23 protein-coding genes, 1 tRNA gene and 1 pseudogene are annotated in these 24,329 nt (G+C 67.1%); 16 read left to right on the forward strand and 9 right to left on the reverse strand.

The features are described 5' to 3' along the window. Positions 1–45: 45 nt before the first annotated feature. Both ACQE3M_RS02865 and ACQE3M_RS02870 read right to left on the reverse strand, forming a co-directional pair. Positions 46–222, reverse strand: coding sequence for a hypothetical protein (locus tag ACQE3M_RS02865; RefSeq protein ID WP_430503957.1), 177 nt, complete (start codon positions 220–222; stop codon positions 46–48). A gap of 75 nt (positions 223–297) precedes the next feature. Then, positions 298–1,647 carry an amidase gene (locus tag ACQE3M_RS02870; RefSeq protein WP_430503958.1) on the reverse strand — a complete coding sequence of 450 codons (1,350 nt, stop codon included), beginning with the start codon at positions 1,645–1,647 and terminating at the stop codon, positions 298–300. Here ACQE3M_RS02870 and ACQE3M_RS02875 point away from each other — a divergent pair, their 5' ends adjacent. Continuing rightward, positions 1,648–2,166, forward strand: a complete 519-nt coding sequence (locus ACQE3M_RS02875; protein ID WP_430503959.1) for a DUF7522 family protein — start codon at positions 1,648–1,650, stop codon at positions 2,164–2,166. It abuts the gene before it with no gap. A gap of 168 nt (positions 2,167–2,334) precedes the next feature. After that, on the forward strand, positions 2,335–3,744 hold the full coding sequence (locus tag ACQE3M_RS02880) for a short-chain fatty acid transporter (protein WP_430503960.1): 1,410 nt from the start codon (positions 2,335–2,337) through the stop codon (positions 3,742–3,744). Positions 3,745–3,927: 183 nt separating this feature from the next. Here the strand turns inward: ACQE3M_RS02880 and ACQE3M_RS02885 are convergent, their stop codons facing one another. The 5 genes from ACQE3M_RS02885 to ACQE3M_RS02905 form a co-directional block, all read right to left on the reverse strand. Then, a complete protein-coding gene (locus ACQE3M_RS02885) occupies positions 3,928–4,725 on the reverse strand; it encodes an SDR family NAD(P)-dependent oxidoreductase (protein ID WP_430503961.1) in 798 nt (265 codons plus the stop codon). Between the two features lies 1 nt (position 4,726). Beyond that, positions 4,727–6,040 carry a histidinol dehydrogenase gene (gene hisD / locus ACQE3M_RS02890; RefSeq protein ID WP_430503962.1) on the reverse strand — a complete coding sequence of 438 codons (1,314 nt, stop codon included), beginning with the start codon at positions 6,038–6,040 and terminating at the stop codon, positions 4,727–4,729. Positions 6,041–6,172: 132 nt separating this feature from the next. Beyond that, positions 6,173–7,456 (reverse strand): sodium:calcium antiporter, encoded by a 1,284-nt coding sequence (locus ACQE3M_RS02895; RefSeq protein WP_430503963.1) that lies wholly within the window; start codon positions 7,454–7,456, stop codon positions 6,173–6,175. A 284-nt stretch (positions 7,457–7,740) separates the two neighbouring features. After that, a tRNA-Val gene (locus ACQE3M_RS02900) sits at positions 7,741–7,815 on the reverse strand. 183 nt (positions 7,816–7,998) lie between these two features. Next, positions 7,999–9,618: a hypothetical protein gene (locus ACQE3M_RS02905; protein WP_430503964.1), complete on the reverse strand. Its 1,620-nt coding sequence runs from the start codon at positions 9,616–9,618 to the stop codon at positions 7,999–8,001. A gap of 138 nt (positions 9,619–9,756) precedes the next feature. Between ACQE3M_RS02905 and ACQE3M_RS02910 the strand changes: the two genes are divergently transcribed. The 7 genes and pseudogenes from ACQE3M_RS02910 (at position 9,757) to ACQE3M_RS02940 (ending at position 15,773) form a co-directional block, all read left to right on the forward strand. Next, positions 9,757–10,929, forward strand: coding sequence for a M24 family metallopeptidase (locus tag ACQE3M_RS02910; RefSeq protein WP_430503965.1), 1,173 nt, complete (start codon positions 9,757–9,759; stop codon positions 10,927–10,929). Between the two features lie 133 nt (positions 10,930–11,062). Continuing rightward, positions 11,063–12,052, forward strand: a complete 990-nt coding sequence (locus ACQE3M_RS02915) for a DUF7544 domain-containing protein (RefSeq protein ID WP_430503966.1) — start codon at positions 11,063–11,065, stop codon at positions 12,050–12,052. 120 nt (positions 12,053–12,172) lie between these two features. Further along, a complete protein-coding gene (locus ACQE3M_RS02920) occupies positions 12,173–14,425 on the forward strand; it encodes an NADP-dependent malic enzyme (RefSeq protein WP_430503967.1) in 2,253 nt (750 codons plus the stop codon). Between the two features lie 125 nt (positions 14,426–14,550). Continuing rightward, on the forward strand, positions 14,551–14,811 hold the full coding sequence (locus ACQE3M_RS02925; protein ID WP_430503968.1) for a type II toxin-antitoxin system HicB family antitoxin: 261 nt from the start codon (positions 14,551–14,553) through the stop codon (positions 14,809–14,811). A 9-nt stretch (positions 14,812–14,820) separates the two neighbouring features. Next, complete coding sequence (locus ACQE3M_RS02930) at positions 14,821–15,072, forward strand: type II toxin-antitoxin system HicA family toxin (RefSeq protein ID WP_430503969.1); 252 nt, start codon at positions 14,821–14,823, stop codon at positions 15,070–15,072. A 112-nt stretch (positions 15,073–15,184) separates the two neighbouring features. Then, on the forward strand, positions 15,185–15,484 hold the full coding sequence (locus tag ACQE3M_RS02935; protein WP_430503970.1) for a type II toxin-antitoxin system HicB family antitoxin: 300 nt from the start codon (positions 15,185–15,187) through the stop codon (positions 15,482–15,484). Next, positions 15,481–15,773, forward strand: a pseudogene (locus tag ACQE3M_RS02940) (type II toxin-antitoxin system HicA family toxin). Before ACQE3M_RS02935 ends, ACQE3M_RS02940 begins: the two are co-directional and overlap by 4 nt. 47 nt (positions 15,774–15,820) lie before the next feature. Here ACQE3M_RS02940 and ACQE3M_RS02945 read toward each other — a convergent pair. Continuing rightward, positions 15,821–16,288 carry a type IV pilin domain-containing protein gene (locus tag ACQE3M_RS02945; protein WP_430503971.1) on the reverse strand — a complete coding sequence of 156 codons (468 nt, stop codon included), beginning with the start codon at positions 16,286–16,288 and terminating at the stop codon, positions 15,821–15,823. Positions 16,289–16,303: 15 nt separating this feature from the next. Further along, entirely contained in the window at positions 16,304–16,744 is a 441-nt protein-coding gene (locus tag ACQE3M_RS02950) for a type IV pilin domain-containing protein (RefSeq protein ID WP_430503972.1), read from the reverse strand. A 436-nt stretch (positions 16,745–17,180) separates the two neighbouring features. Here ACQE3M_RS02950 and ACQE3M_RS02955 point away from each other — a divergent pair, with 436 nt between their 5' ends. The 7 genes from ACQE3M_RS02955 to ACQE3M_RS02985 all read left to right on the forward strand — a co-directional run bounded on the left by ACQE3M_RS02955 (position 17,181) and on the right by ACQE3M_RS02985 (position 24,327). After that, positions 17,181–17,306, forward strand: a complete 126-nt coding sequence (locus ACQE3M_RS02955; RefSeq protein ID WP_430503973.1) for a hypothetical protein — start codon at positions 17,181–17,183, stop codon at positions 17,304–17,306. Between the two features lie 183 nt (positions 17,307–17,489). Then, positions 17,490–19,133, forward strand: a complete 1,644-nt coding sequence (locus tag ACQE3M_RS02960) for an ABC transporter substrate-binding protein (protein ID WP_430503974.1) — start codon at positions 17,490–17,492, stop codon at positions 19,131–19,133. 6 nt (positions 19,134–19,139) lie between these two features. Then, entirely contained in the window at positions 19,140–20,162 is a 1,023-nt protein-coding gene (locus tag ACQE3M_RS02965) for an ABC transporter permease (RefSeq protein ID WP_430503975.1), read from the forward strand. Positions 20,163–20,220: 58 nt separating this feature from the next. Next, positions 20,221–21,237 carry an ABC transporter permease gene (locus ACQE3M_RS02970; RefSeq protein WP_430503976.1) on the forward strand — a complete coding sequence of 339 codons (1,017 nt, stop codon included), beginning with the start codon at positions 20,221–20,223 and terminating at the stop codon, positions 21,235–21,237. After that, the gene (locus tag ACQE3M_RS02975) at positions 21,237–22,463 is read left to right on the forward strand and encodes an ABC transporter ATP-binding protein (protein WP_430503977.1); all 1,227 of its coding nucleotides are present in this window, start codon (positions 21,237–21,239) and stop codon (positions 22,461–22,463) included. Before ACQE3M_RS02970 ends, ACQE3M_RS02975 begins: the two co-directional genes overlap by 1 nt. Further along, a complete protein-coding gene (locus ACQE3M_RS02980; RefSeq protein WP_430503978.1) occupies positions 22,456–23,757 on the forward strand; it encodes an ABC transporter ATP-binding protein in 1,302 nt (433 codons plus the stop codon). The genes ACQE3M_RS02975 and ACQE3M_RS02980 overlap by 8 nt, the downstream gene beginning before the upstream one ends. Before the next feature lie 78 nt (positions 23,758–23,835). Next, entirely contained in the window at positions 23,836–24,327 is a 492-nt protein-coding gene (locus ACQE3M_RS02985; protein WP_430503979.1) for a CBS domain-containing protein, read from the forward strand. Positions 24,328–24,329: the final 2 nt, after the last annotated feature.

A 24,329-nucleotide genomic window follows, 5' to 3' on the forward strand; every position in this document is an offset into this window, starting at 1 on the left:
CACGAGACCGCGGCCGTCACCGGGTCGAGGCGGCGGGGGCGTCGGCTACGACGGGCTAACCCGGTCCCGAATCTCGTAGACGCGCTCGTGGGGGATGTGACGGACGATCCGTTCACCCTGTTCGTGCGTCGTCGTTCGGCGATAGCGGTCGGTCATTTCGATCCCGTCGGCGCTGTACTCCTCGACCTCGTCGTCCCGCGTGTGGACCAGGACTTCGGCCATTTGTGACGCCGGCTTCGGCGTCGACTGGCATGTAGCTGGTCACCGACCGCGGTTGGCCCCCTGCGCTCAGGAGGGTCAGTACGACGCCGTCAGGAGCCCGAGGTCGTCGGCCAGCAGTTCGGCCCAGCCGAGCAGCGCCTCGTCGGCCCCGAAGCGGGCGCTGCACTGGAGCCCGAGCGGGAGCCCCTCGGCCGTCTCGTCGACCGGGAGCGTGACCGTCGGCAGCCCCGAGTTCGTCCACGGGAGGTTCATGGTCGGGTCGCCCGTGTCGTCGAGCCCCTCCGGTGCGGGCCCCGGCGCAGCCGGGCTGACCCAGACGTCGACGCCGCGCCGGTCCATCTCGGCGTGCAGGCGCTCGCGCAGGTCCAGCCGGCGCGCGCGGTCGTCGCCGATGGTCGTGGCGTCGACGTCGACGCCGCCCTCGATCATCTCGATCGTCTCCGGCGCGTATTCGTCCTCGTGCTCGGGGAGCCAGCCGTTCTCGTGGTGGACCAGCGCCATCTCCGCCGCCATCAGCCGGCGGTGGCTCTCGTTGACGTCGTCGACGTCCGCGAGAGTGTCGGTCCGCACGATCTCGTAGCCGGCCTCGGCGAGCGCGTCGAGCTGGCGCTCGAACCGTTCGACGCCGACGGTCTCGGCCTGCTCGACGTACGCCTCGCCCGGCACGCCGAGCGTCGGGCGCTCCGTGGGCGTCGGCACCGGCGCCCAGTCGTCACAGAGCACGTCGGCGGCGAGTCGGGCGCCGTCGACGTCCTGCGTGAAGAACCCGACGTGGTCCAGCGAGGGCGAGACGGGGACGACCCCCTCGATGGGGATCCGGCCGAACGAGGGTTTGACGCCGACGACGCCGCAGAAGGCGGCGGGGCGGATCACGGAGCCGACGGTCTGGGTCCCGAGCGCGAGCGGGACCTCCCCGGCGGCGACGGCGGCTGCCGACCCGCTGGAGGACCCGCCCGGCGTCCGGTCGGTGTCGTGCGGGTTGGCGGTCGGGCCCGTGGCGAAGTAGGCGAACTCGGTCGTCACCGTCTTGCCGAACGCGACCGCGCCGGCCGCCGCCAGGCGCTGCCAGGCGGTCGATTCGGGGCCCTCGAACGCCGACGCCGGTAGTGTCGACCCGGCCCGCGTCGGCACGCCGGCGACGTTGAAGATGTCCTTGACGCCGACGGGCACGCCCGCCAGCGGCGCCGTCGCGTCGTCGCCGGCGACGGCGTCGGTGCCGAAGCCGCGAGGGGTCGGCCCCGTGTCGAGCGCGTCGACGCGGTCGGCCACGCGCGCCCAGCGGTGCTCCTCGGGGACGAAGGCCTGCACGTCGGACTCGACGGCCTCGACGCGCTGCCGGAAGCGGTCGCGGAGCGTCGAGGGCGACTCGTTACCGTATCGAAGCGCCCGCACGGTGGCCGCGAGACTGGCCCTGCTCGTGTGCATGTGCGAATCACGGTGATTCGGAGAGATATAGGTTCGCTCTGCGGCAGCGCGTCGAGCCTCGGGGCTCTCCGGTGGGGCCACGTACACGGCCCCGCCACAAGCTTCAGGGAGGAGGCTGTCGAGCTGTCGGCTATGGAACAGCTCGCGGAGCAGGTATCAGGGGCGCTGCAAGACGAGTTTACCGAGGTCTGTCTCGTCGGCGTGAGTTACTACGAGCAGGAGGGGGTTGGGCACGTGTATCGAAGCGACTGGGCGACCGAGAAGTACGAGCCGGAACAGGTCGACGCGATCGTCGAGGATCTCCGGCTGGAAGCCATCGCCTTCGCCGCCCACGAGCAGCGGCAGGAGGAACGGCTGCACGCGACCGCCAGGGTCTACGACGAGATGATCGATATCTCGATCCCACTCACTGAGGTTACAGGAGTCGTCGTCGCCCTCGACCGGGAAGGAACCTATCGTACGCGGGACGTGGTGGACCTCGTCGAGCGCGTCGCCGAGCGGGCCAACGTTTCGGAGTGACCGGAATACCCTCCGCCCGAGAACCTATCAATGGAAGAACTTTTTCAGAGGTGGGATTCTCGGTGGCAGATGACGGGCTGAGGCCGCTATTTTCGGTTCGCAGCAACGGATCCCCCGAAACGTTCCACTATCCAAATACTTATTTCGGAAAACCGTACTCCTTGTCCTATGGCAACGTCCCGCAGTCGAGTACAAGCGTTCGGCCAGCAGATGGCCAACTGGTCGGAGAAGTGGATACCGAACCCGTTCCTGTTCGCGGTGTTGCTCACCATCATCGCGTACATCGCGGCCAACGTCGCGACGCCGGACGGTCCGGTCGAGAACATCCGGAACTGGTACGGTGGCTTCTGGACGCTGCTGACCTTCGCAATGCAGATGGTTCTCATCCTGGTGACGGGGTACGCCGTCGCCGACTCGGACCTCGTTAGCAGCTACCTCGACAGGCTCGCGTCGTGGCCGGACACCAACGCGCAGGCGGCCGCCGCGACCGGCGTCGTGGCGATGGTCGCCGGCTACTTCCACTGGGGCGTCGGCCTCATCGTCGGCGCCATCTTCGCCATCTTCGTCGCCCGCGCGGGCCACAAGCGCGGCAAGACGTTCCACTACCCCATCCTCTGTGCGGCCGGCTACACGAGTCAGGTCATCTGGCACGTCGGCCCCTCCTCCAGCGCCGGGCTCCTGTCCGCGACGGAGGACCACCCGTTCGTCGACGTCATCGGCGTCGTGCCGCTGTCCGAATCGGTCTTCACGCCCTACGCGTTCGGCCTGGCCGTCCTCGTGCTCGCGACGGTCACGATCACGCTGTACTTCCTCGCGCCGGAGGAGGCGAACGCGACCGGCATCGAGGAGTACGCACCCAGCCTGCTCGAGGAGGAGGAGGTCGAGGCGCTCTCGGAGCCGACCGACCCCGAACCGCAGACCGACGGCGGCGCCGATGGGAAGAACCCCGCCGACCGCATCAACGACAGTCGCCTGGTCGCGTTCGTCCTCGGGCTCGGCATGCTCGTGTACATCGTCGACTACCTCGCACAGGTGGGAACCATCGGCGAGGCGCTCGACCTCAACCTCTTTAACTTCATCTTCATCGCGCTCGGGCTCTTCCTCCACAAGACGCCGCGGGCGTACATGGAGGCCATCCGCGACGCGACCGAGGGCGCGGCCGGCATCATCCTGCAGTTCCCCTTCTACGCCGGCATCCTCGGCATCATCAGCGGCTCCGGTCTCTCGAAGCTCATCGCCGAAGCCTTACTCGACGTCGCGACGCCGGCGACGTTCCCCGTCATCGCATGGCTCCTCGGCGGCGTGATGAACCTGTTCGTCCCGAGCGGGGGCGGTGAGTGGGGCATCATCGGCGGCATCATCGGCAGCGCCGCCGTCGAACTCGGCGTCCCGCCGGGGAAGGCCATCATCGCGTACGGCACCGGCGACATGTGGACGAACATGTTCCAGCCGTTCTGGGCCATCCCGCTGCTCGGCCTGACGAAGGTGCGGGCCCGCGACATCCTCGGGTACACGATGATCGTCATGATCGTCCTCACGCCCGTGTTCGCCATCGGCCTGTACTTCCTGCCGTACTGAACCGGTCGCGAAGCGGTTTTCGCGGCACTCGCTTCTTTTATCGTCGTCGTCGACGGGTACGGAGTCCAGAAGACTATTTAAAAGGAGCACCCGCCAGGGTCGACCTGCTCCATTCCGAGGGCGCCACTGCGACGACACCGCTCCGACGGCGTCGCTGCGACGGCGCCGCTGCGACGGCGCCGTTCAGTACCAGACGCTTCCTGCCGTGACGTTGACGTCCTGTGCAGTGATGTGGTCGGCGGCGTCGCTGGCGAGGTACGCGACCATGTCGGCGACGTCGTCGGGCTCGACGAGCTCGCCGAGCGCCGCGTCGTCGGTGAACACCCGCCGCTTCGCCTCCTCGTAGGAGACGCCCAGCTCCGCGGCCTGCTCCTCGATGACGGCCTCGATGCGCGGCCCCTTCGTCGCGCCCGGGCAGACCGCGTTGACGGTGACGCCGTCGTCGCCGAGCTCGAAGGCGAGCGTCCGCGTGAAGCCGATGACGGCCATCTTCGAGGCCGTGTACGGTGTCCGGTTCTCCAGCGGGCGCTTGCCGCTGATCGAGGAGATGTTCACGACCCGCCCCGCGTCGCTCTCGCGCAGGTGCTCGGCGGCGTGTTTCGTCGTCCGGAACATCCCGGTGACGTTGACGTCCATCGTCTCCTCCCACTCCGCGACCGTGACGTCCTCGACCGGCGCGGTCGGCCCCGCGATACCGGCGTTGTTGACGAGCACGTCGAGGCCGCCGAACGCCTCGACCGTCGACTCGATGGCGGATCGCACTGACTCCTCGTCGGTCACGTCGGTCCGGACTGCCAGCGCGTCGCCGCCGCGATCGTCGATCTCGGCGGCCACGTCGTGGATGGCGTCGCTCCGGGCCGCGACGGCGACGTTCGCCCCCTCGCGGGCGAGCGTGCGGGCGATCTCCCGGCCGATCCCCTGGCTGCCGCCGGTGACGAACGCGGTGCGGTCGGCCAGATCCTCGGGATCTGTCGGCGTCATCTCAGTCCTCCACGTCTTCCTCATCCGCGCCGGCGTCGCCCCGACCACCCGGAAGCCGCGCCTCCGCGGAGAGCTGGTGGGCGTGGGTCCCCTCGAGCTCGCAGATGCGCGCGGCCCACTCCGCCACCTCGGCGGCGCCGTCCGCGGTCGCCTCCTGGTGCGTGAGCGTCTTCAGGTACGTCCCGACCCAGATGCCGCCGCTGTACCGGGAGACCTCCAGCGTCGGCAGGCTGTGGTTCGTGCCGACGGCCTTGTCGCCGAAGACGACCGGCGAGTGCTCGCCGATGAACAGCGAGCCGTAGTTTCGAAGGTCGTCGACGAGCTCGCGGGGGTCCGCGACCATCAGCTGGAGGTGCTCCATCGCGTACTCGTTGGCGGCGTCGACGGCGGCGTCGCGGTCGGGGACGACGACGACCTCGCCGTTCTCGCTCCAGCTCTCGCGGGCGACGTCCTCCGTGCGGAGGCCCGGGAGCTGGGCCTCGACCTCGTCCATCACCTCGCGGGCGTGGTCCTCGTCGAGGTCGACGAGCACCGGTCGCGAGTTCGGGTCGTGTTCGGCCTGCGCGAGCAGGTCGGTCGCGACGAGGGCGGGGTCGACCGTCTCGTCGGCGACGATGAGGACTTCCGTCGGGCCGGCGAGGAAGTCGATGCCGACCTGGCCGTACACCTGCCGTTTCGCCTCCGTCGTGAACACGTTGCCCGGCCCCGCGACCTTGTCGACGCTCGGGATCGTCTCCGTACCGTACGCCATCGCGCCGATGGCCTGGGCGCCGCCGGCGACGTAGATCTCGTCGGCGCCGGCACTGTCCATGGCGTACAGCTGGGCGGACTGGATCGTCCCGTCGGCCTGCGGGGGCGCGCAGGCAACGACGCGGTCGACGCCGGCGATCTTCGCGGGGACGATGGACATCGCGGGCGCCGCGACGAGGGGATGGCGCCCCCCGGGGACGTAGACGCCCGCGGTCTCGATGGGCACGATCCGCTGCCCGAGGCGGACGCCGTCCTGGAACTCCTTCTCGAACGACTGGATGTGCTCGCGCTGCTCCTCGTGGAACCGGCGAACGTTCGCGATCGTGTGGTCGATCGTCTCCCGTTCCTCGGCGGTCAGGTCCTCGCGGGCGGCCTCGATCTCCGCGTCCTCGACGCGCAGGTTCTCACGGTCGACGTCGTCCCAGCGGCGCGTGAACTTCCGCACGGCGTCGTCGCCGTCCGCGCGAACGTTGGCTAGCACGTCGTGGACTGCGTCCGTGACCTCCTGCGGGACGTCGAGCGAGACGTCGGCCGCCTCCTTGAGATAGGTGCCAGGGATTGACATACAAGGAACTACCCGCGGTATTTATAAAAGGCTGCGCTCGGGGAAGATTCTCGCCGGTGGTTCGTCGCGGGTGGTCGGGAATCGGGGGAGGGTCGCGGGCGGAAACGCCTCGTGGTCGGACCGCGGGAGCCGTCAGTGCTCGGACGTCCCCTCGCCGCTGGCCGTCGCCTCCCGTCGGGCCGTCCGGACGAGGACGGGGAGCTGGCGGCGGCGCTTCACGAGCACGGCGAGCCCGAGGAGGAGGTAGAGCGCGCTGTAGGCGAGCAGCCCCTCGTAGCTCTGGAAGGTCGGGTAAAACTGCGCGAGGAACAGCCCGAGCAGCAAGAGGGCCTCCCGGACGCTGATGGTGAAGTTGATGAGCAGGGTAACCGCGAAGAAGCTCTGGGCCGCGGTCAGCCAGATCTCGCCCGCCTGCTTCTGGCTGAACGAGAGCATGTCGTAGTGACCCAGCGAGATGCTGTACACCACCACGAGCGTGCCGATGAGCAGCGTCCACTGGTTCAGCTTCGAGGAGATGAGCGCGTTGAACGAGGCCGTCGTCCGCGCCTTGTTCACGAGGTAGGCCGTCGCGATGAACTCGGGGCTCTCGCTCGCCAGCGGGGCGACCCACTGTATCATGAAGAAGGAGGAGACGCCGAGCCGCGGCCCGAGGACCTCCAGCCCCTTCGCGAACGGCTTGACCGCGAGCAGGATGATCGCGCCGGAGTAGAGGAACAGGAGGAGGATCGCCGCGATCCGCCGCGGTTTCGCGAGCCCCTGCAGGTAGCCCGGGACCCCGATGTGCTCGTGTTCGGTGGGCTCGCCCCGGATGATCACGAAGATGTAGGTGCAGTAGAGGCCGACGAGGAAGATCGCGTCGACGGCGTCGATGCCGCCGTTGACCGGGATGAGGAAGGCGTAGACCGTCGCGACGCCGAGGAAGAGCAGCTCGATGCTGATCCGGGGGTCGAGCTCGACGGCGTCGGCCAGGAACCCCTCCCGCTCGGTGACCGCCGTCTTGCTCGTCTGTCTGGCACGGTAGACCGCGTACAGCGCGATGCCGGCCCACCCCAGCCCGATGAGGATCCGGTTCGCGCCGGTCATGTTCGCGACGGCGAGGTCCGCGGCCGCCATCGACGCCGGGGTCCCCGGCGCTGCCCCGGCCTCCCAGGCGTACAGCGCGTCGACGGCGTACTCCGGGGTGACGGCGATGATGGCGAGCACCGCGAGCGCGAACGCCCGCGGCACGTCGGCCTCGGCGGTCTCGGCGGCCCACGTGAGGATGAACGCCGCGCCGAGGACGGCGACCCCGCTCGTCGCGATGACGGCCACCGTCGACAGGGCGTCAACTGCGTCGGTCAGTCGAACGAGTAGCCACGGAACCGTGATCGCGACGACGAGCGCGACCGCTGTCAACGGATGCCGGAGTTTGCCCATTGTCCTCCTTATTAATCGGCACTGTCAAAGGGGTTCCGCCGGACGAACCCGTTTGGCGTCTTATCCGAAGCCAGCAACGCGACGCCCCGTGGCTGTACCGGTCACGAATCGAGGCACAGCTACCGGTCTCAGCACCGTGAGAACGCAGCGAGAAAGTGGGTTGGGGCGGATTGTGAACCATGGTCGTTCCGCTCGCGGTGCTCGCGGGCTGCGCCTTCCGAGCCCGTGCCTCGTAAACTCGGCACGGACGCCGGCCTAACGAACGTGAGAACGCAGAGAGAAAGTGGGTTGGGGCGGATTTGAACCGCCGGCCTCCTCCATGTCAAGGAGGTGTCATAACCGGACTAGACTACCAACCCGAGTGGGGCTTCCTTGACGCAATTACGTGTATCCGGGGTAAACAATTGAAGCTTTCGAATCGCGGTCCCCGATCGCTGTTCCGTCAGGCACAAATACGGGGACGGAACGGTGTCGGTCCACAGTGAGAGTCCAGCGTGAAAAGTTACTTCAGCTGATTGCGAATTAGGACGGGCCGTCGTCGCTCAGTAGGCCATCGCGTCCCAGAACAGTTCGAGCGGCCGCTGGTCGCCGATGGCAGCCGGTCGATCGACGTCGTGGCTCCCCCATTCGCGATACTCGACGACGATGTGGCGCCGATGGCGGTCCTCCGCCGTCGTGACGTCGTAAAGGAGCGAGAGACGTACCGGGCGACCAGTGTTCGCGTCGACGACGAGGCGTACGTGACTGTCGGTCGAGATGTTTTCGGCGGATTGTCCGTAGATGGGTGCAAGTCGCTCGGGATCTTCGACTCCGACAGTGACGGTGTCGTCGCTCCGGGCGAGCACGCGCAGATCCTTCTCGTCGACGCTCATTCTGGAGTCCGGAAACCTGCCAACGATGGTATCCCGGTTCCGAGGGCTAACACCTTGAAACGGGACTGCGGCGATTGTCCAGTTCCCGGATTGTCTATAAAAGAGATTTAGTGACGTATCAGCGACGTGCCAGCGGTTTCTCACTGCGACGGTGCCGTCGGCGTAGTACGCTTCCGGAGCCGCTGAAGTGGCCGAGTCAGGAGCGTCAGCGTGAAGTCGGAACTCGCGATCGCTCGGGTTCGCACCGACGTCGTAGTGAACCCTTGGCTCCATCCGGCCACTCGAATTGTTGTACTCCCGGACGGATTTGTTCTGGAAGTGATCGACGTGCCGCAGTGCGAAGTTCGCGTCGGCAACGATGGTGGCCGCGTTGGCGTCCTCAACTGGTTCAGCGGTCGTCGGCGAGGGACGAGCGTCAGCCACCCGAACCGCGAACGTCGAGACGGACACGATCAGCAGGACGAGCGCAGCGACGGCGAGGACTCGCCGATCGGGCACGAACGACCGAAGTGACGGAATCGGCATAGCCGACTCCAGTTCCACCCGTCGCTCCAGCCCGATCGCGAGCGCTGTCGACACCACCGTCACTGCGAGAAAGAGCGCAAAGATCGCGTCCGGGGACGGTGAGACGTCGTCGAGCAGAAACTGGACGACCGCCGCCGAAAGAATCACCACCCATGGCGCGGTTCGGAGTCCAACGAGCCGGAGGGCCGTCCACGGGTTCGCCGTGGCCACGACCAGACCAGCCGCCGGGCGACGAGCTACTGACACGTTCTCGAGTGCGCTCCCGATTCGAAATACGGCGCCCACGCCAGCACCGACCATCAATACGGCGATCGCTCCGAGTATGGTTACGACCAGCCCTTCTTGGGGCGCGACGATACCCAGCTCTGAGAGCCCAGCGCCGATTGCTGTCGCGACGGCCAGCGCGACGAGGACGACCGCGCTGCCGACGACGACGGTTACGGGAATCACGACTAGCCGCTCGACTGCCGCGGCTGTCATCCGCTCCGGGGCTCGTGTACCGGCGCTATCCAGCGCGGACCGGGGGTTCTCACCGTCGAGTAAGGCTCGAACGAGGCCGGTTGCGGGGGCCGAGAAGAGTCGGGAAGTCTGGCCGACGAGGGCGAAAACCAACAAGACAGCCGGGATCAGAGCCTCACCAAAACCCCGCACGATAGGTAGCAGGACGACGAAAGCGACGGGTGCGAGCAGAGTTCCAGCCACAGTTGGGAGGGCCAGCGGCCGACGGAGATAGTCCCTGCCCACGGCGGCGATGGAGTCAGTCATGACTGTCGTGCTTCCAGCCGACTACAAAAACCCCTGCCACTGTTGCGATCCTTTTGAATAGAAACCACCGAACGAACCCGCTGGATGAGAACAGTCCGCGGACATTCTTTTCAAGTCCCTCCGGCGAGAGCCTCCTGTATGGTCGATCCCTCCGCCCGCGCCGAGCGCCTCGACGAGTACCTCGCGGCTCGCGACCTGGAGGCGGTCTGGTTCGCGCGCCCGAACGGGTTCGCCTGGCTCACCGGCGGCTCGAACGTCGTCGACCGCAGCGCCAGCGTCGGCGTCGCCGCCGCGGGCTACGACGGCGAGTTCCGTGTCGTGACGACCGCCGGCGACGCGGACCGACTTCGCGAGGAGGAGCTGCCGGGGGGTACCACTGGCGGCGACGATGGGACCGACACCGACACCGACGTCGACGTCGCCGTCGAGGAGACGGCGTGGTACGAGGAGTCACTGGCCGAGGCGGTCGCGGCGCGCTCCCCCGAACCGGCCGCGGCCGACTTCGACGTCACGGGGTTCGAATCGGTCGACGGGAGCCGACTCCGCCAGCCGCTCACGGCGGAGGACGTCGAGCGCTACCGGGAGCTCGGCCGGGAGACCGCCGCGGCCGTCGAGACGGTCTGCCGACAGCTCCAGTCGGACGACCCCGAGTACGAGGTCGCGGCCGCGATCCGGATCTCGCTGTCCTCGCGGGACGTCGAGACCCCCGTCATCCTCGTCGGCGGCGGCGACCGCGCGGCGAACTACGGACGCCCGACGCCCGGCGACGAGGAGCTCGGCGACTACGCCGTCGTCTCCGTCGTCGGCGAGCGCGGCGGGCTCTTCGCCTCGCTCACGCGGACCGTCGTCTTCGACGCCCCCGAGTGGCTGAAGGAGCGGCATCGCGCGGCGGCACGGATCGAGACCACCGCGCTCTCGGCCACGCAGGCGGCCGCGCGCGGCGAGCTCGCTGGCTCCGGGGATGCGGCTACCGACCCGGACGCCGCCGGCGACGTCTTCGGGGCGATCCAGGACGCGTACGCCGCCGTCGACTTCGCCGAGGAGTGGCGGGACCATCCGCAGGGCGGCGCGGCGGGCTACGACACGCGCGAGTGGGTTGCAACGCCGGACGCGACGGATCCGGTCCGCGCGCCGATGGGTTACGCGTGGAACCCCTGGGTCCGGGGGGCGAAGAGCGAGGACACCTACCTCGTCACGGCGGACCGCATCGAGAACCTGACGAAGACCGGCCAGTGGCCGACGCTCGAAGTCGACGCCGTCGGCGCCGTGCCGGAACTGACCCTGGATCGACACGCGCCGACCGTCCTCTGAGGCAGGGGTGACAGCACGGCTCAGGTCTGGGTGACAGCACGGCTCAGGTTGGTGACAACACGGCCCCGGGTTCGCGCCAATTCGTCCCACGTCGGGGGTGACTATTTATACCGGGCGGTGAAACCAGTGTGGCATGTCGTGGTACGCAGTCACCGCTATCGACGACGCGGTCGACGCCACACGGGGCTTCCTCCTCCCCTTCAGCCTCCGCCGATGGACGGTCCTCGCACTGGTCGCGGCCCTGATGGGCGGCGGGCCGTCGATGAACTTCAACCCGCCGACGACCTCCGGCAACGTCCCCCGCGACGCGCTCTCCCAGTTGCCGGAGGTCTCGCTGGACCCCCGCTGGGGGGTGGTCATCGTCGCCGTCGTTCTCCTGCTCAGCTGGCTCAGCCTGGGCTTTCGGTTCGTCTTCTACGACGCCCTCCGAACTGATGCGGCCCGAGTCTGGGGTCCGCTCCGGGATCGCCTGGGACAGGCGCTTCAGTTGCTCGGGTTCCAGCTCCTCGTCCTCGCGGTGCTCGTGGGGCCGATCGTCGCGGTCGCCGCCGGCGCGCTTACGGGCCGGCTGCCCGTCGCCGGCTGGAGTCCGGTGCTGCTCGGCGCTGCGGGACTGGTCGCCGCCGGGATGGTGCTGCTCGCGACGCTCGTCGACCGGTTCACGCGCGAGTTCGTCCTCCCGGTGATGGTCATCGAGGACGCCGGCCCGATCGCGGGGTGGCGTCGGTTCTGGCCCGTCCTGCGCGAGGAGTGGGTCCAGTACCTGGCGTTTCTGCTGGTCCACCTCGTGCTCGCCATTGCCGTCGCCATCGCGCAGGGGCTCGTCTTCCTGCTCGTCGGCGGGGTCATCGTCGCGCTCGGGGCGCTGGCTGGCGTCGTCGTCGCGGGCGCGCTGGGCGGGACCGGTGCGCTGCTCGGGACGACCGCCGGGATGACCGCCGTCGCCGTCCTCGGCGTCGTCGTGCTGCTCGCGTTGCTCGCGGTCTTCCTGCCGGTGAACCTCGTCACGACGACGTTCCTCCGGACGTACGAGCTCCGGGTTCTCGCGCGGAGCGACCCGGACCTCGACCTCCTGGCCGACGCCGTCTTCTCGGTGCCCGAAAGCGAAGTCGCTGCCGAGTGAGGCTGGAACGTCGTGAGCGCCGGCCGTCGTCACATCCTCGGCCCGACTTCGACGCCCGTCGAAAGGCAAAGTCGACGCTTTCGGATACCTTTTTGCCGCGGGTCCACGGAACCGTTGTACATGGGACTGGACGACGACGCACGAGAGTATCACCGGGAGGAGCCGCCCGGGAAGATCGAGATCGCGACGACGAAGCCGACGAACACGCAGCGGGACCTGAGCCTCGCCTACTCGCCCGGCGTGGCGGCGCCGTGTCTCGACATCGACGAGGACCCGTCGAAGGCGTTCGAGTACACGGCGAAGGGGAACCTCGTCGGCGTCGTCTCCAACGGGTCGGCCGTCCTCGGCCTCGGCGACATCGGTCCGCAGGCGTCGAAGCCGGTGATGGAGGGGAAGGGCGTCCTCTTCAAGCGCTTCGCGGACATCGACGTGTTCGACATCGAGCTCGAGCACACCGACGTCGACGCGTTCGTCGAGACCGTCTCCGCGATGGAGCCGACGTTCGGCGGGATCAACCTCGAGGACATCAAGGCGCCCGAGTGCTTCGAGATCGAGCGTCGCCTCCGCGAGGAGATGGACATCCCCGTCTTCCACGACGACCAGCACGGCACGGCGATCATCTCCGGCGCGGCCCTGCTCAACGCCGTCGAAATCGCGGACAAGGACCTCGAGGAGCTCGACATCGTCTTCTCCGGTGCCGGCGCCTCCGCGCTGGCGACTGCGCGGTTCTACGTCTCGCTCGGCGCGAAGCAGGAGAACATCACCTTGTGTGACTCCTCCGGGATCATCACCGAGGAGCGCGCCGAGGCCGGCGACGTCAACGAGTACAAACAGGAGTTCGCGCAGGACACCTCCGCGGGCGACCTCGCGGACGCGATGGCTGGCGCCGACGTGTTCGTCGGCCTTTCCGTCGGCGGGATCGTCTCCCAGGAGATGGTCCGGTCGATGGCCGACAACCCCATCGTCTTCGCGATGGCGAACCCCGACCCCGAGATCACCTACGAGGACGCGAAGGCCGCCCGCGACGACGACGTCATCATGGCGACGGGCCGGTCCGACTACCCGAACCAGGTGAACAACGTCCTCGGGTTCCCGTTCCTCTTCCGCGGCGCGCTCGACGTACGTGCGACGGAGATCAACGAAGAGATGAAACGCGCCGCGGCGTCCGCGCTCGCGGAGCTGGCGCAGCAGGACGTGCCGGACGCGGTCGTGAAGGCCTACGGCGACGAGCCCCTCCAGTTCGGTCCCGACTACGTCATCCCGAAGCCGCTCGACCCCCGCGTGCTCTTCGAGATCGCGCCGGCGGTCGCGCAGGCGGCGATGGACTCCGGCGCGGCCCGAACAGATGTCGACACCGCCGAGTACCGCGAGCGTCTCGAGGCGCGGCTCGGCAAGTCCCGCGAGATGATGCGCGTCGTCCTCAACAAGGCGAAGAGCAACCCGAAGCGGATCGCCCTCGCCGAGGGCACCGACGAGAAGATGATCCGCGCGGCCTACCAGATGCAGGAGCAGGGGATCGCGGAGCCCGTCCTGCTCGGCGATTCCGGCTCGATCCAGCGCACGGCCGACGAACTCGGCCTCTCCTTCGAGCCGGAGATCGTCGACCCGCATGAGCGCGACGTCGAGCCGTACGCCGAGCGCCTCCACGACATCCGGAAGCGCCACGGCGTCACGCCCAGCGAGGCCACGGACCTCGTCCGGGGTAACACGAACTACCTTGGGAGCGTGATGGTCGAGCGCGGCGACGCCGACGCCATGCTCACCGGCCTCACGCACAACTACCCTTCGGCGCTGCGCCCGCCGCTGGAGGTCGTCGGCACCGCTGACGACGCGGAGTACGTCGCCGGCGTCTACATGCTCACGTTCCAGAACCGGGTCATCTTTGTCGCGGACGCGACCGTCAACCAGGACCCGGACGAGGAGGTCCTCGCGGAGGTCACCAAACACACCGCGAAGCTCGCCCGGCGCTTCAACGTCGAGCCGCGAGCCGCGATGCTGTCGTACTCGAACTTCGGCAGCGTGGACAACCCCGGCACGCGCAAGCCGCGCCGCGCCGTCGAAAGCCTCCACGACGATCCCGAGGTCGACTTCCCCGTCGACGGCGAGATGCAGGCCGACACCGCCGTCGTCGAGGACATCCTCAACGATACCTACAGCTTCTCGGAGCTGGACGACCCCGCGAACGTCCTCATCTTCCCGAACCTCGAGTCCGGCAACATCGGCTACAAGCTCCTCCAGCGCCTCGGCGGCGCCGAGGCCATCGGCCCGATGCTCGTCGGTATGGACAAGCCCGTCCACGTCCTCCAGCGAGGCGACGAGGTGAAGGACATCGTGAACCTGGCGGGGGTTGCGGTCGTCGACGCTCAGGAGTAGGCGGTATCGGACCGCGGCTCCGCCACTCTTGAAGGCGAGAACGATGTCAACTAGCTGGCGGACGGTGGCGAGAACAGTGCGACCGACCGAACACTTTTCATCCGTTCCGAGCGTTAGTACAGGTGATGGCGACTACATCGGGCAACGACCACGCCGACGGCGTCGAGTTCACGTACGAGGACGACCTCGTGACGGCGCGGGACATCGAATCAGGCGTCGCTGCGTCCGGGAAGTCGAAGCCAGCTGCGCTGTCGCGGCTCGCCGATGCGTTAACACTTTACACTGGAGGCGGCGAGCCGATCGACGACGAGGAAGCCTTCCTCAAAGATATCGGCGTTGACCCCGACACGGTAGAGGATGCAGGCGAGCCGCCGTGGGTCAAGTAAGCTCCCTCGATGGGCTACGCCGATTTTGACGGCCGTGAGATAGTGACGGCCCTCCGGGCGATGCGCTACCGACCAGTCAGCCGTGAGGGGAGCCACGTCAAACTCCGATACGAGAACCCCGAAACGGACGAGGTTCGGGTCGTATCAGTTCCGCTGACGGATAGTGACCACATCTCGCAGGACACGTATCGGTCGATCGCCGAACAATGCGGTGCGAACGATTTCGATGCGTGGTGTCAGTGGATCGATGAGCACTGCTAACCGCTTGTCGACGAATACTGCGGACGCTCTCGTCGCCGCCGAGGTGGCGGACGTCTGTGAGAACTGCGCGACCGACCGAACGCTTTTGCCGTTCTACGTAGCAATCGCACGTATGAGCACGGAGACGGGCGGGAATGGTGACGGTCCCATGCCGCCGACCCACATCACTCTGGAGCTGTCAGTGGACGGCGACGTGTGGATCGTCACCGACGAGGAAACCGGCGTGACCACGCAGGGCGAAACCCGCGAGGAGGCGCTGGAGATGCTCGACGAAGCCGTCGTCTTACGTAAAGGGGAGGCCGGCGAACCCGTGACTGACGACGATCTCCGCGAGTGGGGAATCGATCCTGACACGGTTCCGGACGAGGCCGGCGGCCCCGACACACCGTGGTACGACGCGGACGAGGAATGACGCGGCGGCAGTTTTCCGGCGAGGATGTTGCCAGCGTCCTCATCGAAACGGTTTCTACCCCGTAGACCGCACCGGGAGTCACCTGAAGCTCCGGTACGAACACCCCGAGACTGGAGAGGTACGGCACGTCACGGTCCCTCTCCATGGCGAGATTGCAACCGGGACACTCCGGAGCATCGCCGAGCAGTGCGGTGCGCAGGATTTCGACGCCTTCTGTGCGTGGATCGACGAGAATCGGTGGACGACGTACCGGCCGCTGTTGGGTGTGCCAGCACACTCGGTGGAGTAACGGCGTTACTACACTCTACGCGTTCAAAATATAAAGTGAAAGCCAGGTTACGCGTTGACTTCGTATTCAGTCAAGACAGTGGAACTGCCCCCGGACTCTGACTGCCAAACGACTGAGACTGAGTCACCGGCGGCCAGTGCAGACCCCGGCATACTTCCGAAGCCACCTACAGTCAACGTGTCGCCAGCCGTGACTGTATCATCGCCACCCCAATTCGCGGCATCAGCGGTGCCGGTGAACGAACTATTATCGACGTTTACGGAGATCGTGCTTTTCGAGATCGAGTCACCGCCGGTGTGCTCGACAGTCGCGGTGTAATTGCCTGAGCTGGTGTCGTTCTCCGTCTGGCTCCAGTCGTACGTCGCCTGTGGACTCGTTTGGCTCAGGCTGTCGCCCAACCCCAGCACGAACGTTCCGATGACGGCGGCCAGGATGACCGTAATGGCCACCATGAGGATCACGCCGATGACCGGCGAGACTGCGCGGTCGTCGCTGAATAGGTTTTTAATATCCATAAATAAGTGGAGGTGTTAGTTGACTTCGTACTCAGTCAGGACAGAGGAACTACCGCCCTCTGCGGACGACCACACGACACGGAATTCAGCTCCTGTGGAGACTGGAGTGCCACTGAACGAATCGTTATTGATGACGACAGAGTCGCCGGCAGAGATGGCGTCCCCAGACTGCCACACAGTCCCGAGAGTCGAGTTGGAACCAGCACCGGCCAGCGACACGCGCTCTCCATCAATGGAGTCACCGCCAGTGTGTTCAAGTGTGAGTTCAATTGGCCCGTCTCCAGACTGACTCCAATCGTACGTTGCCTGCGGACTCGTTTCACTCAGACTGTCGCCCAGTCCCAGCACGAATGTGCCGATCACTGCTGCCAGGATGACCGTAATCGCGACCATCAGAATGACTCCGATGACCGGCGAGACGGCGCGGTCGTCCTCGAATAGGTTTTTGATTTGCATTGTTGTGGTTCCAATCAGCGGCACGAACGAGTTGAATACGGGGGCCAGCGCGCGGTTGCCCTCGACGTCGGTAAGACATCACGAATTCGAACCGAGCGCCGTATCCCGCCTCATTCGCGTACCTCTGACTGGTTAGCGGTTTCAACGTCGGCCTGGTTTATAAATTACAGGCCTCTCACCCCGTCATTGAAAGTTGTTGACAGCTACAGAGAGAATATATCAAACAATCACACACATTATCTATTTATTTTTGGAGAACTTGATGGGATATTGCATTCGGATTCCGCACTCTGTCATTTATTCCGGCGTGCGAGGACAGTGCAAAGCCGCGAGGTCGTCGGGTTCGACCCCGTCTCGGTGGCGAATATGTTCCAGCTATTATCAATAGCGATACGTTGCGGCGTAGCTTTTTATAAGTCGCTTCGCGCGTTCGGGTATGGCAACCGAGCGAACCGGGACGACGCGGTTCGGGAAGCTCCTGCTGCTGCTCGTCTCCGCGGGCGTCCAGCTCCTGCTCGTGGGCATTGCCCTCGGGATGGCGGGCGGGCTGACGCTGTCCTGACCGGGCGACGACCGCGAACGCCAGACAGGCGGCCGGCCGACGGCGACCGTCTCTACGGCCGACGCCCCGAATCCGGTGTGCAGACATCGTTGCTGGCGGCTGTTGGTTGGATTATCGTGCCACGGAGCGTGGAAAACCACGCGGAGCGACGCTTATTTATCCTCGTCTGTGTATGTTCGGTTCATGCCGACGAATAACAACGACGAGATGGGCCGGCGGAGCTACCTGAAGTTCGCCGGTAGCGCGGCTGCCACGGTCGGACTGGCCGGATGTGCCTCCGACGACAGCGGGGGCGGCGAGGGGACGACCGAACCGCCGATGGACGGGACCGAGACTGACACGCCCGAGGAAACTGAGGAGCTCCCGGAGCCCGAAACTCGCGAGGAGCACCTCCAGCGGGCGAACCTGCTGCTCCACCGGCGCGCGCCGTGGATCTTCCTGAACCGCCAGTACAGCATCTACGGGAAGGCGACCCGGATCGACTGGGAGGCCCGCCGCGACGAGCGCATCCAGGCCTCGGCGATCTCGCCGACGGACGGCGACCCGAGCGCGACCATCACGCAGTCGCAGATGGACTCGGGGCTCGACCCGCACGACCACCGCGAGACGCCGACGGACAACATCATCACGCAGGCGTACGACGGCACCCTCGCCCGCGACGCACAGGGCCGGATCATCGACGAGCTCGCGACCGACTACACGCGCGTCTCCGAGGGCGAGATCAAATTCGAGATCCGCGGCGACGTGCAGTTCCACAACGGCGACGGGCTGACGGTGTCCGACGTCGCCTACAGCATCAACCGGATCGTCGACGAGGACGTCGGCGACCTCACGAGCCCCCAGAGCGACCAGCTCGCGGGCGTCACCGGCGCGGAGGTCAAGGACGGCGCGGTCCACGTCTACTCCGACGGGATCAACCCGGTCGTGTTCAACCTGTTCGCGTCCTACTGTGACGTCGTCGAACAGGACTGGATCGAGAACAACGACTCGAACTACATCAACTCCCACGTGAACGGCACCGGGCCGTTCCAGCTCGCGAACTACGAGCAGGACGTCGAGGTTGCCTTCGAGCGCAACGACGACTACTGGGGCGACGCCCCGGACCTCGAGGAGCTCACCATCCGCGCGGCCGCCGAGGCCAGCACGCGCGTGTCACAGCTCCTGGCCGGCGAGACGGACCTCATCGTCAACGTGCCGCCCCAGGAGATCAGCCGTATCCGCGACGAGGACAGCACCGAGATCGCCGCCGTCGCCAGTACGCGCGTGATCTTCAACGCGATGCGCTACGACGTCGAGCCGTTCGACAGCGTCGAGTTCCGGCAGGCGATGAACTACGCGATCGACCTGGACTCCATCATCGAGAACGTCCTGCAGGGCTTCGCGGACGCGACGGGCCAGCCCACCCTCGAGGGGTACGTCGGCTACAACGAGGACGTCGACCCGTACCCGCAGGACCAGGCGGAGGCGGAGTCGCTGGTCGAGGCGTCCGGCTACGCCGGCGCCGAGATCACGCTGCACACGCCCGTCGGGCGATACCTCCGCGACGTCCAGATCGCGCAGGCGGTCGCCAGCCAGATCGACGAGCTGTCGAACGTCTCCTGTGACGTCAAGCAGCGCGACTTCGCGTCGCTGGCCGGCGAGGTGACGACGGGCAACATCGAGGACAAGCCCCACTTCTACCTGCTCGGCTGGGGGAACACGACGTTCGACGCGAGCCAGACGATCATCCCGCTGCTGACGAGCGACGGCGCCCTCACCAGCTACAAGGAGGACGAGCAGGTCGACTCGCTCGTGAACGAAGCGCAGAACCTGCCCGGCGAGGAGTAGGACGCGATGTCCTTCGGGCGCTTTCTATTTAAACGCACACTGCAGGGCATCTTCGTCGTCTGGGGCGTCGTCACGGTCGTGTTCCTGCTACGGTTCATCACGCCGGGGGATCCGGTGACGTTCGTCGCCCCCCTCGACGCCAGCCAGGAGCTTCGCGACCAGATCGCGCGGGAGCTCGGGCTGAACCAGCCGCTGTACGTCCAGTACCTCGACTACCTGTTCGGCCTGCTCCAGGGCGACATGGGCTACTCGTATCTCCGCGGTACGGAGGCGAGCGAGATCGTGCTCGCCCGGGTGCCCGCGACCGTCGAGCTCGCGGTGGCGGCGACGCTCGTCGCCGTCGTCATCTCCATCCCGCTCGGCGTCGTCAGCGCGACGCGGCGCCACCAGCCGGCCGACTACTTCGCGACGCTGTTCTCGCTGGTCGGCATCTCGACGCCGAACTTCTGGCTCGGGATCATGCTAATCTTGGTCTTATCCGTGCAGTTCGGCATCTTCCCGACCAGCCGGCGACCGATCGGCTTCCTCCAGACGTTCTCGTTCCTGGTGACGCTGGAGGGCGGGGTCGCCGCGCCGATGAACGTCGGCGAGTTCCTCGACGCGATGGGGAGCTGGCTCTGGCACATCACGTTGCCCGCCATCACGCTCGGCACGTACTTCACGGCGCTCATCACGCGGCTGACCCGCAGCGGGATGATCGAGGAGCTCGGCCAGCCCTACATCCGGGCGTCGCGCGCGAAGGGGCTCCCGGAGACGCTGGTCCAGTTCAAGCACGCGCTCCGGAACACCCTCATCCCGGTCATCACCGTGCTCGGCCTGCAGCTCGGCACGCTCATCGGCGGCGCCGTGATTACCGAGGCGGTGTTCTCCTGGCCGGGGCTCGGGACGCTCGTCATCAACTCGATCAACGTCCGCGACTGGCCGCTGATCCAGGGCAGTCTCATCGTCATCGGCACCGGGTTCGTCGTCATCAACATCGCCGTCGACGCGCTGTACGGCTACCTCAACCCGCAGGTGGTGTACGAATGAGCGATGGGCGAGCGCAGTTGTCGGGCCGTCCCCGTTCGATCTCTCTCGAGGTGTCTGCATGATCTCCCCACGAACGCTCCGCAATCTCCGCAGCGAACTGTCGGATAGCCTGCTGGCCAAGGTCGGCATCGTCCTGGTCCTGTTGATCCTCGTGATGGCGATCTTCGCGCCGTTGCTGGCGCCGCACAGTCCGACCGACCAGGACCTCGACCGGGCCCAGCTCCCGCCGCTCGGCTTCAGCGCGACGGAGAACCAGACGACCCAGGAAACGGTCGACGGCGAGGTGAAGATCGTCGAGAAGGAGGTGACGGTCAACGCGACCGCCTCCCACCCACTCGGGACCGACTCGCTCGGCCGTGACGTGCTCTCCCGAACGATGTTCGGCGCGCGCACGTCGCTGCTCGTCGGGCTGCTCGGGACGGGGATGGCCGTCGTCATCGGCGTCGCCGTCGGCGTCACCGCCGGCTACTACGGCGGCCGCGTCGACGACGCGCTGATGCGCATGGCGGACGTCATGCTGGCGTTCCCCTCGCTCGTGCTCGCGATCGCGCTGATCGGCCTCTGGGGACAGGCCTCCTTTGAGATACCTGACCCCTTCGTCGTCCTCGGGATCGCCCCGGAGAGCATGCCCGACGACGTCGTCTTGCCGGGAACGGTGATCGTCGTCGTCGCGCTGGTGAACTGGGTGTGGTTCGCCCGGGTCGCCCGGGGCGAGGCCCTCTCCGTCCGCGGCGAGGAGTACGTGAAGGCGTCCCGCTCGATGGGCGCGAGCGACCGCCACATCATCCTCCGGCACATCCTGCCGAACAGCGCGACGCCGATCCTCGTGCTGGCGACGATCCAGATCGCGGCGGTCATCCTGCTGGAGTCGGCGCTATCGTTCCTCGGCTTCTCCGGGGCCCAGCTCTCGTGGGGCTTCGACATCGCCCAGGGGCGGCAGTACCTCTCCTCGTCGTGGTGGATCGCGACGATGCCGGGGCTGGCCATCGTTACGGCCGTCGTCGGCATCAACCTGATCGGCGACTGGCTGCGTGACGCACTCGACCCCGGTATCGGTGGGGAGGGGGGTGCCTGATGGCGGACCTGCTCCGCGTCGAGAACCTCTCGACGCGCTTCTTCACGGAGGAGGGCCAGGTCAACGCCGTCGAGGACGTCTCCTTCACCGTCGGCGAGGGCGACGTCTTCGGCGTGGTCGGCGAGTCCGGCAGCGGCAAGTCCGTCACCGGGCTCTCGCTCATCGACCTCGTCGAGTCGCCCGGCCGCGTGACTGAGGGGCAGATCTGGTACCGCAATGCCGACCTCGCGGACGGCTACCGCGACGAGAACCCCGAACTCGTCGACGGCGACTTCGTCGACGTGCGCCGCCTGCCCGAAAGCGAGCGGCAGGGCCTCCGCGGCTCCTCGTTCAGCATGATCTTCCAGGATCCGATGAGCAGCTTCAACCCCTCGATCACCGTCGGCGAGCAGATCGCCGAGGCGGCCGAGGTGCAGCGCCGCGCGAGCAACCGGCCGCGGTCGACGCGCGCCCGGACGGACGACTACAGTCTCGGGAACTACCTGCTCGACAGCGTCGTGCCCGGCCGCAGCTACGTCGACCCCGAGAGCTACGAGCGCGCGATCGAGTTGCTCGAACGCGTCGGCATCCCCGACCCCGTCGAGCGCGCGGACGAGTACCCGAACCAGTTCTCCGGCGGGATGCTCCAGCGCGCGATGATCGCGCAGGCGCTGGCGGCCGACCCGGACGTGCTCGTCGCCGACGAGCCGACCACCTCGCTGGACGTCACCATCCAGGCACAGATCCTCGACCTGCTGAAGGAGCTGCAGGACGACCTCGGGATGAGCATCGTCCTGATCACGCACAACCTCGGCGTCATCGCCCGGATGGCCGACGAGGTCGGCGTGATGTACGCCGGCGAGATCGTCGAGCGCGGCACGCTTGGGGACGTGTTCGACCGGCCCGTCCACCCCTACACGCAGGGGCTCATCGGATCGATCCCGGACCTCGAGGAGCCGGGCGAGCGCCTCGAACCGATCGCCGGCAACGTCCCCGACCTCATCGACGCCAACATGCCCGACCGCTGCTACTTCGCCGACCGGTGTCCGAAGGCGATGACCGACTGTCTCGAACACCCCGCCGAGTTCACGGTGAGTGACACCCACGGCGCGCGGTGCGTCCTCGCGGAGCGCGAGTACGCCGAGGCGGACGCGCTCCCCGACGGCTACTTCGAGGGGGGCGACGGGTCGGTCGCGTCGGGAGGCGCTGACGCTGACGCCGCCGGGGAGGTGACGAGCGATGACTGACGACGCCCTGGTGCAGGTGCGGGACCTCGAGAAGCACTACTACGAGGACGACACCGTCCTCGACAAGCTGCTCCGGAAGGAGCCGACGGCGGTCCGCGCCGTCGACGGCGTCTCCTTCGACGTCCACGAGGGCGAGACGCTGGGCATCGTCGGCGAGTCCGGCTGCGGGAAGTCGACGACGGCGGAGACGCTGATGCGACTCCGCGAGCCGACTGCCGGCAGCGTCGTCTTCGACGGCGAGGAGGTGTTCGAGCTCTCCGGCGACGCGCTCCAGCGGTTCCGCCGCCGCGCGCAGGTGATGTTCCAGGATCCCTTCTCCAGCCTGGACCCGCGGATGACCGCCGGCGAGATCATCCGCGAGCCGCTGGAGATCCACGAGGTCGACACACCCGAGGCGCGTCGCGAGCGCGCGAAGTCGCTGCTGGAGGAAGTGGGGCTCTCCGCCGACCAGGTCGACCGGTATCCCCACGAGTTCTCCGGCGGTCAGCGCCAGCGGATCGGCTTCGCCCGGGCGCTCGCGCTGGAGCCTGAGTTCATCGTCCTCGACGAGCCCGTCTCCGCGCTCGACGTGAGCGTCCAGGCGCAGGTGCTGAACCTGCTCGCCGACATGCAGGAGCAGCGCGATCTCACCTACCTGTTCATCGCGCACGACCTGAGCGTCGTCCGGCACATCTGCGACCGGGTCGCTGTGATGTACCTCGGGGAGATCGTCGAGGTTGGTCCGGTCGCGGAGATCTTCGAGGACCCGCAACACCCCTACACGCAGGCGTTGCTGGAAAGCGTCCCGCGAGCCGACACGGCCGAGCGCGAGCGCGACGTGAAGACGCTCCGCGGCGACGTGCCCTCGCCGCGAGACCCGCCCTCGGGCTGTTCCTTCCGGACGCGCTGTCCGAAGGTGATCCCGCCCGCGGACCTCGACCTCCCACAGGCGGTCTACCGCGAGATCGCGGACGTTCGGACGCAGATCGAACGCGACGAGCTGGACCTCGGCTTCCTCTGGCAGCAGGCCGGCGACCCCGAGCGGGAGGATGCAGCGGCGTTCGCGCGGGCGATGCACGAGGAGTTCCTGCCCGCGGATCTCCCCGACCGCGACGAGGAGCTGCTGACGACGGCGTTCGAGACGCTCGCCGCCGGCGACCGCGAGGAGGCCGCGGACCTGCTCCGCGACCGCTACGAGTCGGTCTGTGAGACCGTAAACCCGCAGTTGCCCGACGGCAACCATCCTGCCGCCTGCCACCTGAAGCGGCAGCCGGCCGAGGTGGAGGCCGCCGTCGAGGAGTGGGAGCGCGAGTAGGGAGAGCACGGGGCCGTCCCACGGGGTCGCGACGCTCCCGCCGCAACGACTACACTTCCCGGCCGCATCTGTCAGGGTATGCAAGCGCGGGACCTCATGACGACCGACGTAAAGACGCTCTCGCCCGACGACGACGTGGCGCACGCGCTCAAACGGTTTGCGCGCGTCGAGTTCTCCGGGTTTCCCGTCGTCGACGACGACCGGTTCGTGCTCGGCGTCGTCACGGAGTCAGACCTCGTCGACCTCTTCGAACCGGAGGAGAAGGTGCTGTGGATCCCCGTCGGGCTGCCGCCGTTCGTCGACACGCTTACCTATCAGATCGACGTACCGTGGGAGAACATCGACGTTGGCGTCGACTTCGTGCGCAACTCGGGCAAGCCCGTCTCGGAGATCATGTCGACCGATCTCATTACCGTCGAACCGGACGACGACGTCGAGGTCGTGCTGGAACACCTCTCCGGGGAGCCGAACATCAATCGCGTGCCGGTCGTCGACGACGACGGGCGCCTCGTCGGCCTGATCGCCCGCCAGGACGTGATCCGGGCGTTCCACGAGAAACGGCTGGAGTGAGC

The organism is Halosubterraneus shenae, assembly GCF_050510935.1.
Taxonomy (GTDB): Archaea; Halobacteriota; Halobacteria; order Halobacteriales; family Haloferacaceae; genus JBDGPU01.

Excerpts from the sequence above, each read along its gene's own strand:
- ACQE3M_RS02865 (WP_430503957.1), bottom strand. The coding sequence starts at position 222 with ATGGCCGAAGTCCTGGTCCACACGCGGGACGACGAGGTCGAGGAGTAC.
- ACQE3M_RS02870 (WP_430503958.1), bottom strand. The coding sequence starts at position 1,647 with ATGCACACGAGCAGGGCCAGTCTCGCGGCCACCGTGCGGGCGCTTCGA.
- ACQE3M_RS02880 (WP_430503960.1), top strand. The coding sequence starts at position 2,335 with ATGGCAACGTCCCGCAGTCGAGTACAAGCGTTCGGCCAGCAGATGGCC.
- ACQE3M_RS02885 (WP_430503961.1), bottom strand. The coding sequence starts at position 4,725 with ATGACGCCGACAGATCCCGAGGATCTGGCCGACCGCACCGCGTTCGTC.
- hisD (WP_430503962.1), bottom strand. The coding sequence starts at position 6,040 with ATGTCAATCCCTGGCACCTATCTCAAGGAGGCGGCCGACGTCTCGCTC.
- ACQE3M_RS02895 (WP_430503963.1), bottom strand. The coding sequence starts at position 7,456 with ATGGGCAAACTCCGGCATCCGTTGACAGCGGTCGCGCTCGTCGTCGCG.
- ACQE3M_RS02905 (WP_430503964.1), bottom strand. The coding sequence starts at position 9,618 with ATGACTGACTCCATCGCCGCCGTGGGCAGGGACTATCTCCGTCGGCCG.
- ACQE3M_RS02910 (WP_430503965.1), top strand. The coding sequence starts at position 9,757 with ATGGTCGATCCCTCCGCCCGCGCCGAGCGCCTCGACGAGTACCTCGCG.
- ACQE3M_RS02915 (WP_430503966.1), top strand. The coding sequence starts at position 11,063 with ATGTCGTGGTACGCAGTCACCGCTATCGACGACGCGGTCGACGCCACA.
- ACQE3M_RS02920 (WP_430503967.1), top strand. The coding sequence starts at position 12,173 with ATGGGACTGGACGACGACGCACGAGAGTATCACCGGGAGGAGCCGCCC.
- ACQE3M_RS02925 (WP_430503968.1), top strand. The coding sequence starts at position 14,551 with ATGGCGACTACATCGGGCAACGACCACGCCGACGGCGTCGAGTTCACG.
- ACQE3M_RS02930 (WP_430503969.1), top strand. The coding sequence starts at position 14,821 with ATGGGCTACGCCGATTTTGACGGCCGTGAGATAGTGACGGCCCTCCGG.
- ACQE3M_RS02935 (WP_430503970.1), top strand. The coding sequence starts at position 15,185 with ATGAGCACGGAGACGGGCGGGAATGGTGACGGTCCCATGCCGCCGACC.
- ACQE3M_RS02945 (WP_430503971.1), bottom strand. The coding sequence starts at position 16,288 with ATGGATATTAAAAACCTATTCAGCGACGACCGCGCAGTCTCGCCGGTC.
- ACQE3M_RS02950 (WP_430503972.1), bottom strand. The coding sequence starts at position 16,744 with ATGCAAATCAAAAACCTATTCGAGGACGACCGCGCCGTCTCGCCGGTC.
- ACQE3M_RS02955 (WP_430503973.1), top strand. The coding sequence starts at position 17,181 with ATGGCAACCGAGCGAACCGGGACGACGCGGTTCGGGAAGCTCCTGCTG.
- ACQE3M_RS02960 (WP_430503974.1), top strand. The coding sequence starts at position 17,490 with ATGCCGACGAATAACAACGACGAGATGGGCCGGCGGAGCTACCTGAAG.
- ACQE3M_RS02965 (WP_430503975.1), top strand. The coding sequence starts at position 19,140 with ATGTCCTTCGGGCGCTTTCTATTTAAACGCACACTGCAGGGCATCTTC.
- ACQE3M_RS02970 (WP_430503976.1), top strand. The coding sequence starts at position 20,221 with ATGATCTCCCCACGAACGCTCCGCAATCTCCGCAGCGAACTGTCGGAT.
- ACQE3M_RS02975 (WP_430503977.1), top strand. The coding sequence starts at position 21,237 with ATGGCGGACCTGCTCCGCGTCGAGAACCTCTCGACGCGCTTCTTCACG.
- ACQE3M_RS02980 (WP_430503978.1), top strand. The coding sequence starts at position 22,456 with ATGACTGACGACGCCCTGGTGCAGGTGCGGGACCTCGAGAAGCACTAC.
- ACQE3M_RS02985 (WP_430503979.1), top strand. The coding sequence starts at position 23,836 with ATGCAAGCGCGGGACCTCATGACGACCGACGTAAAGACGCTCTCGCCC.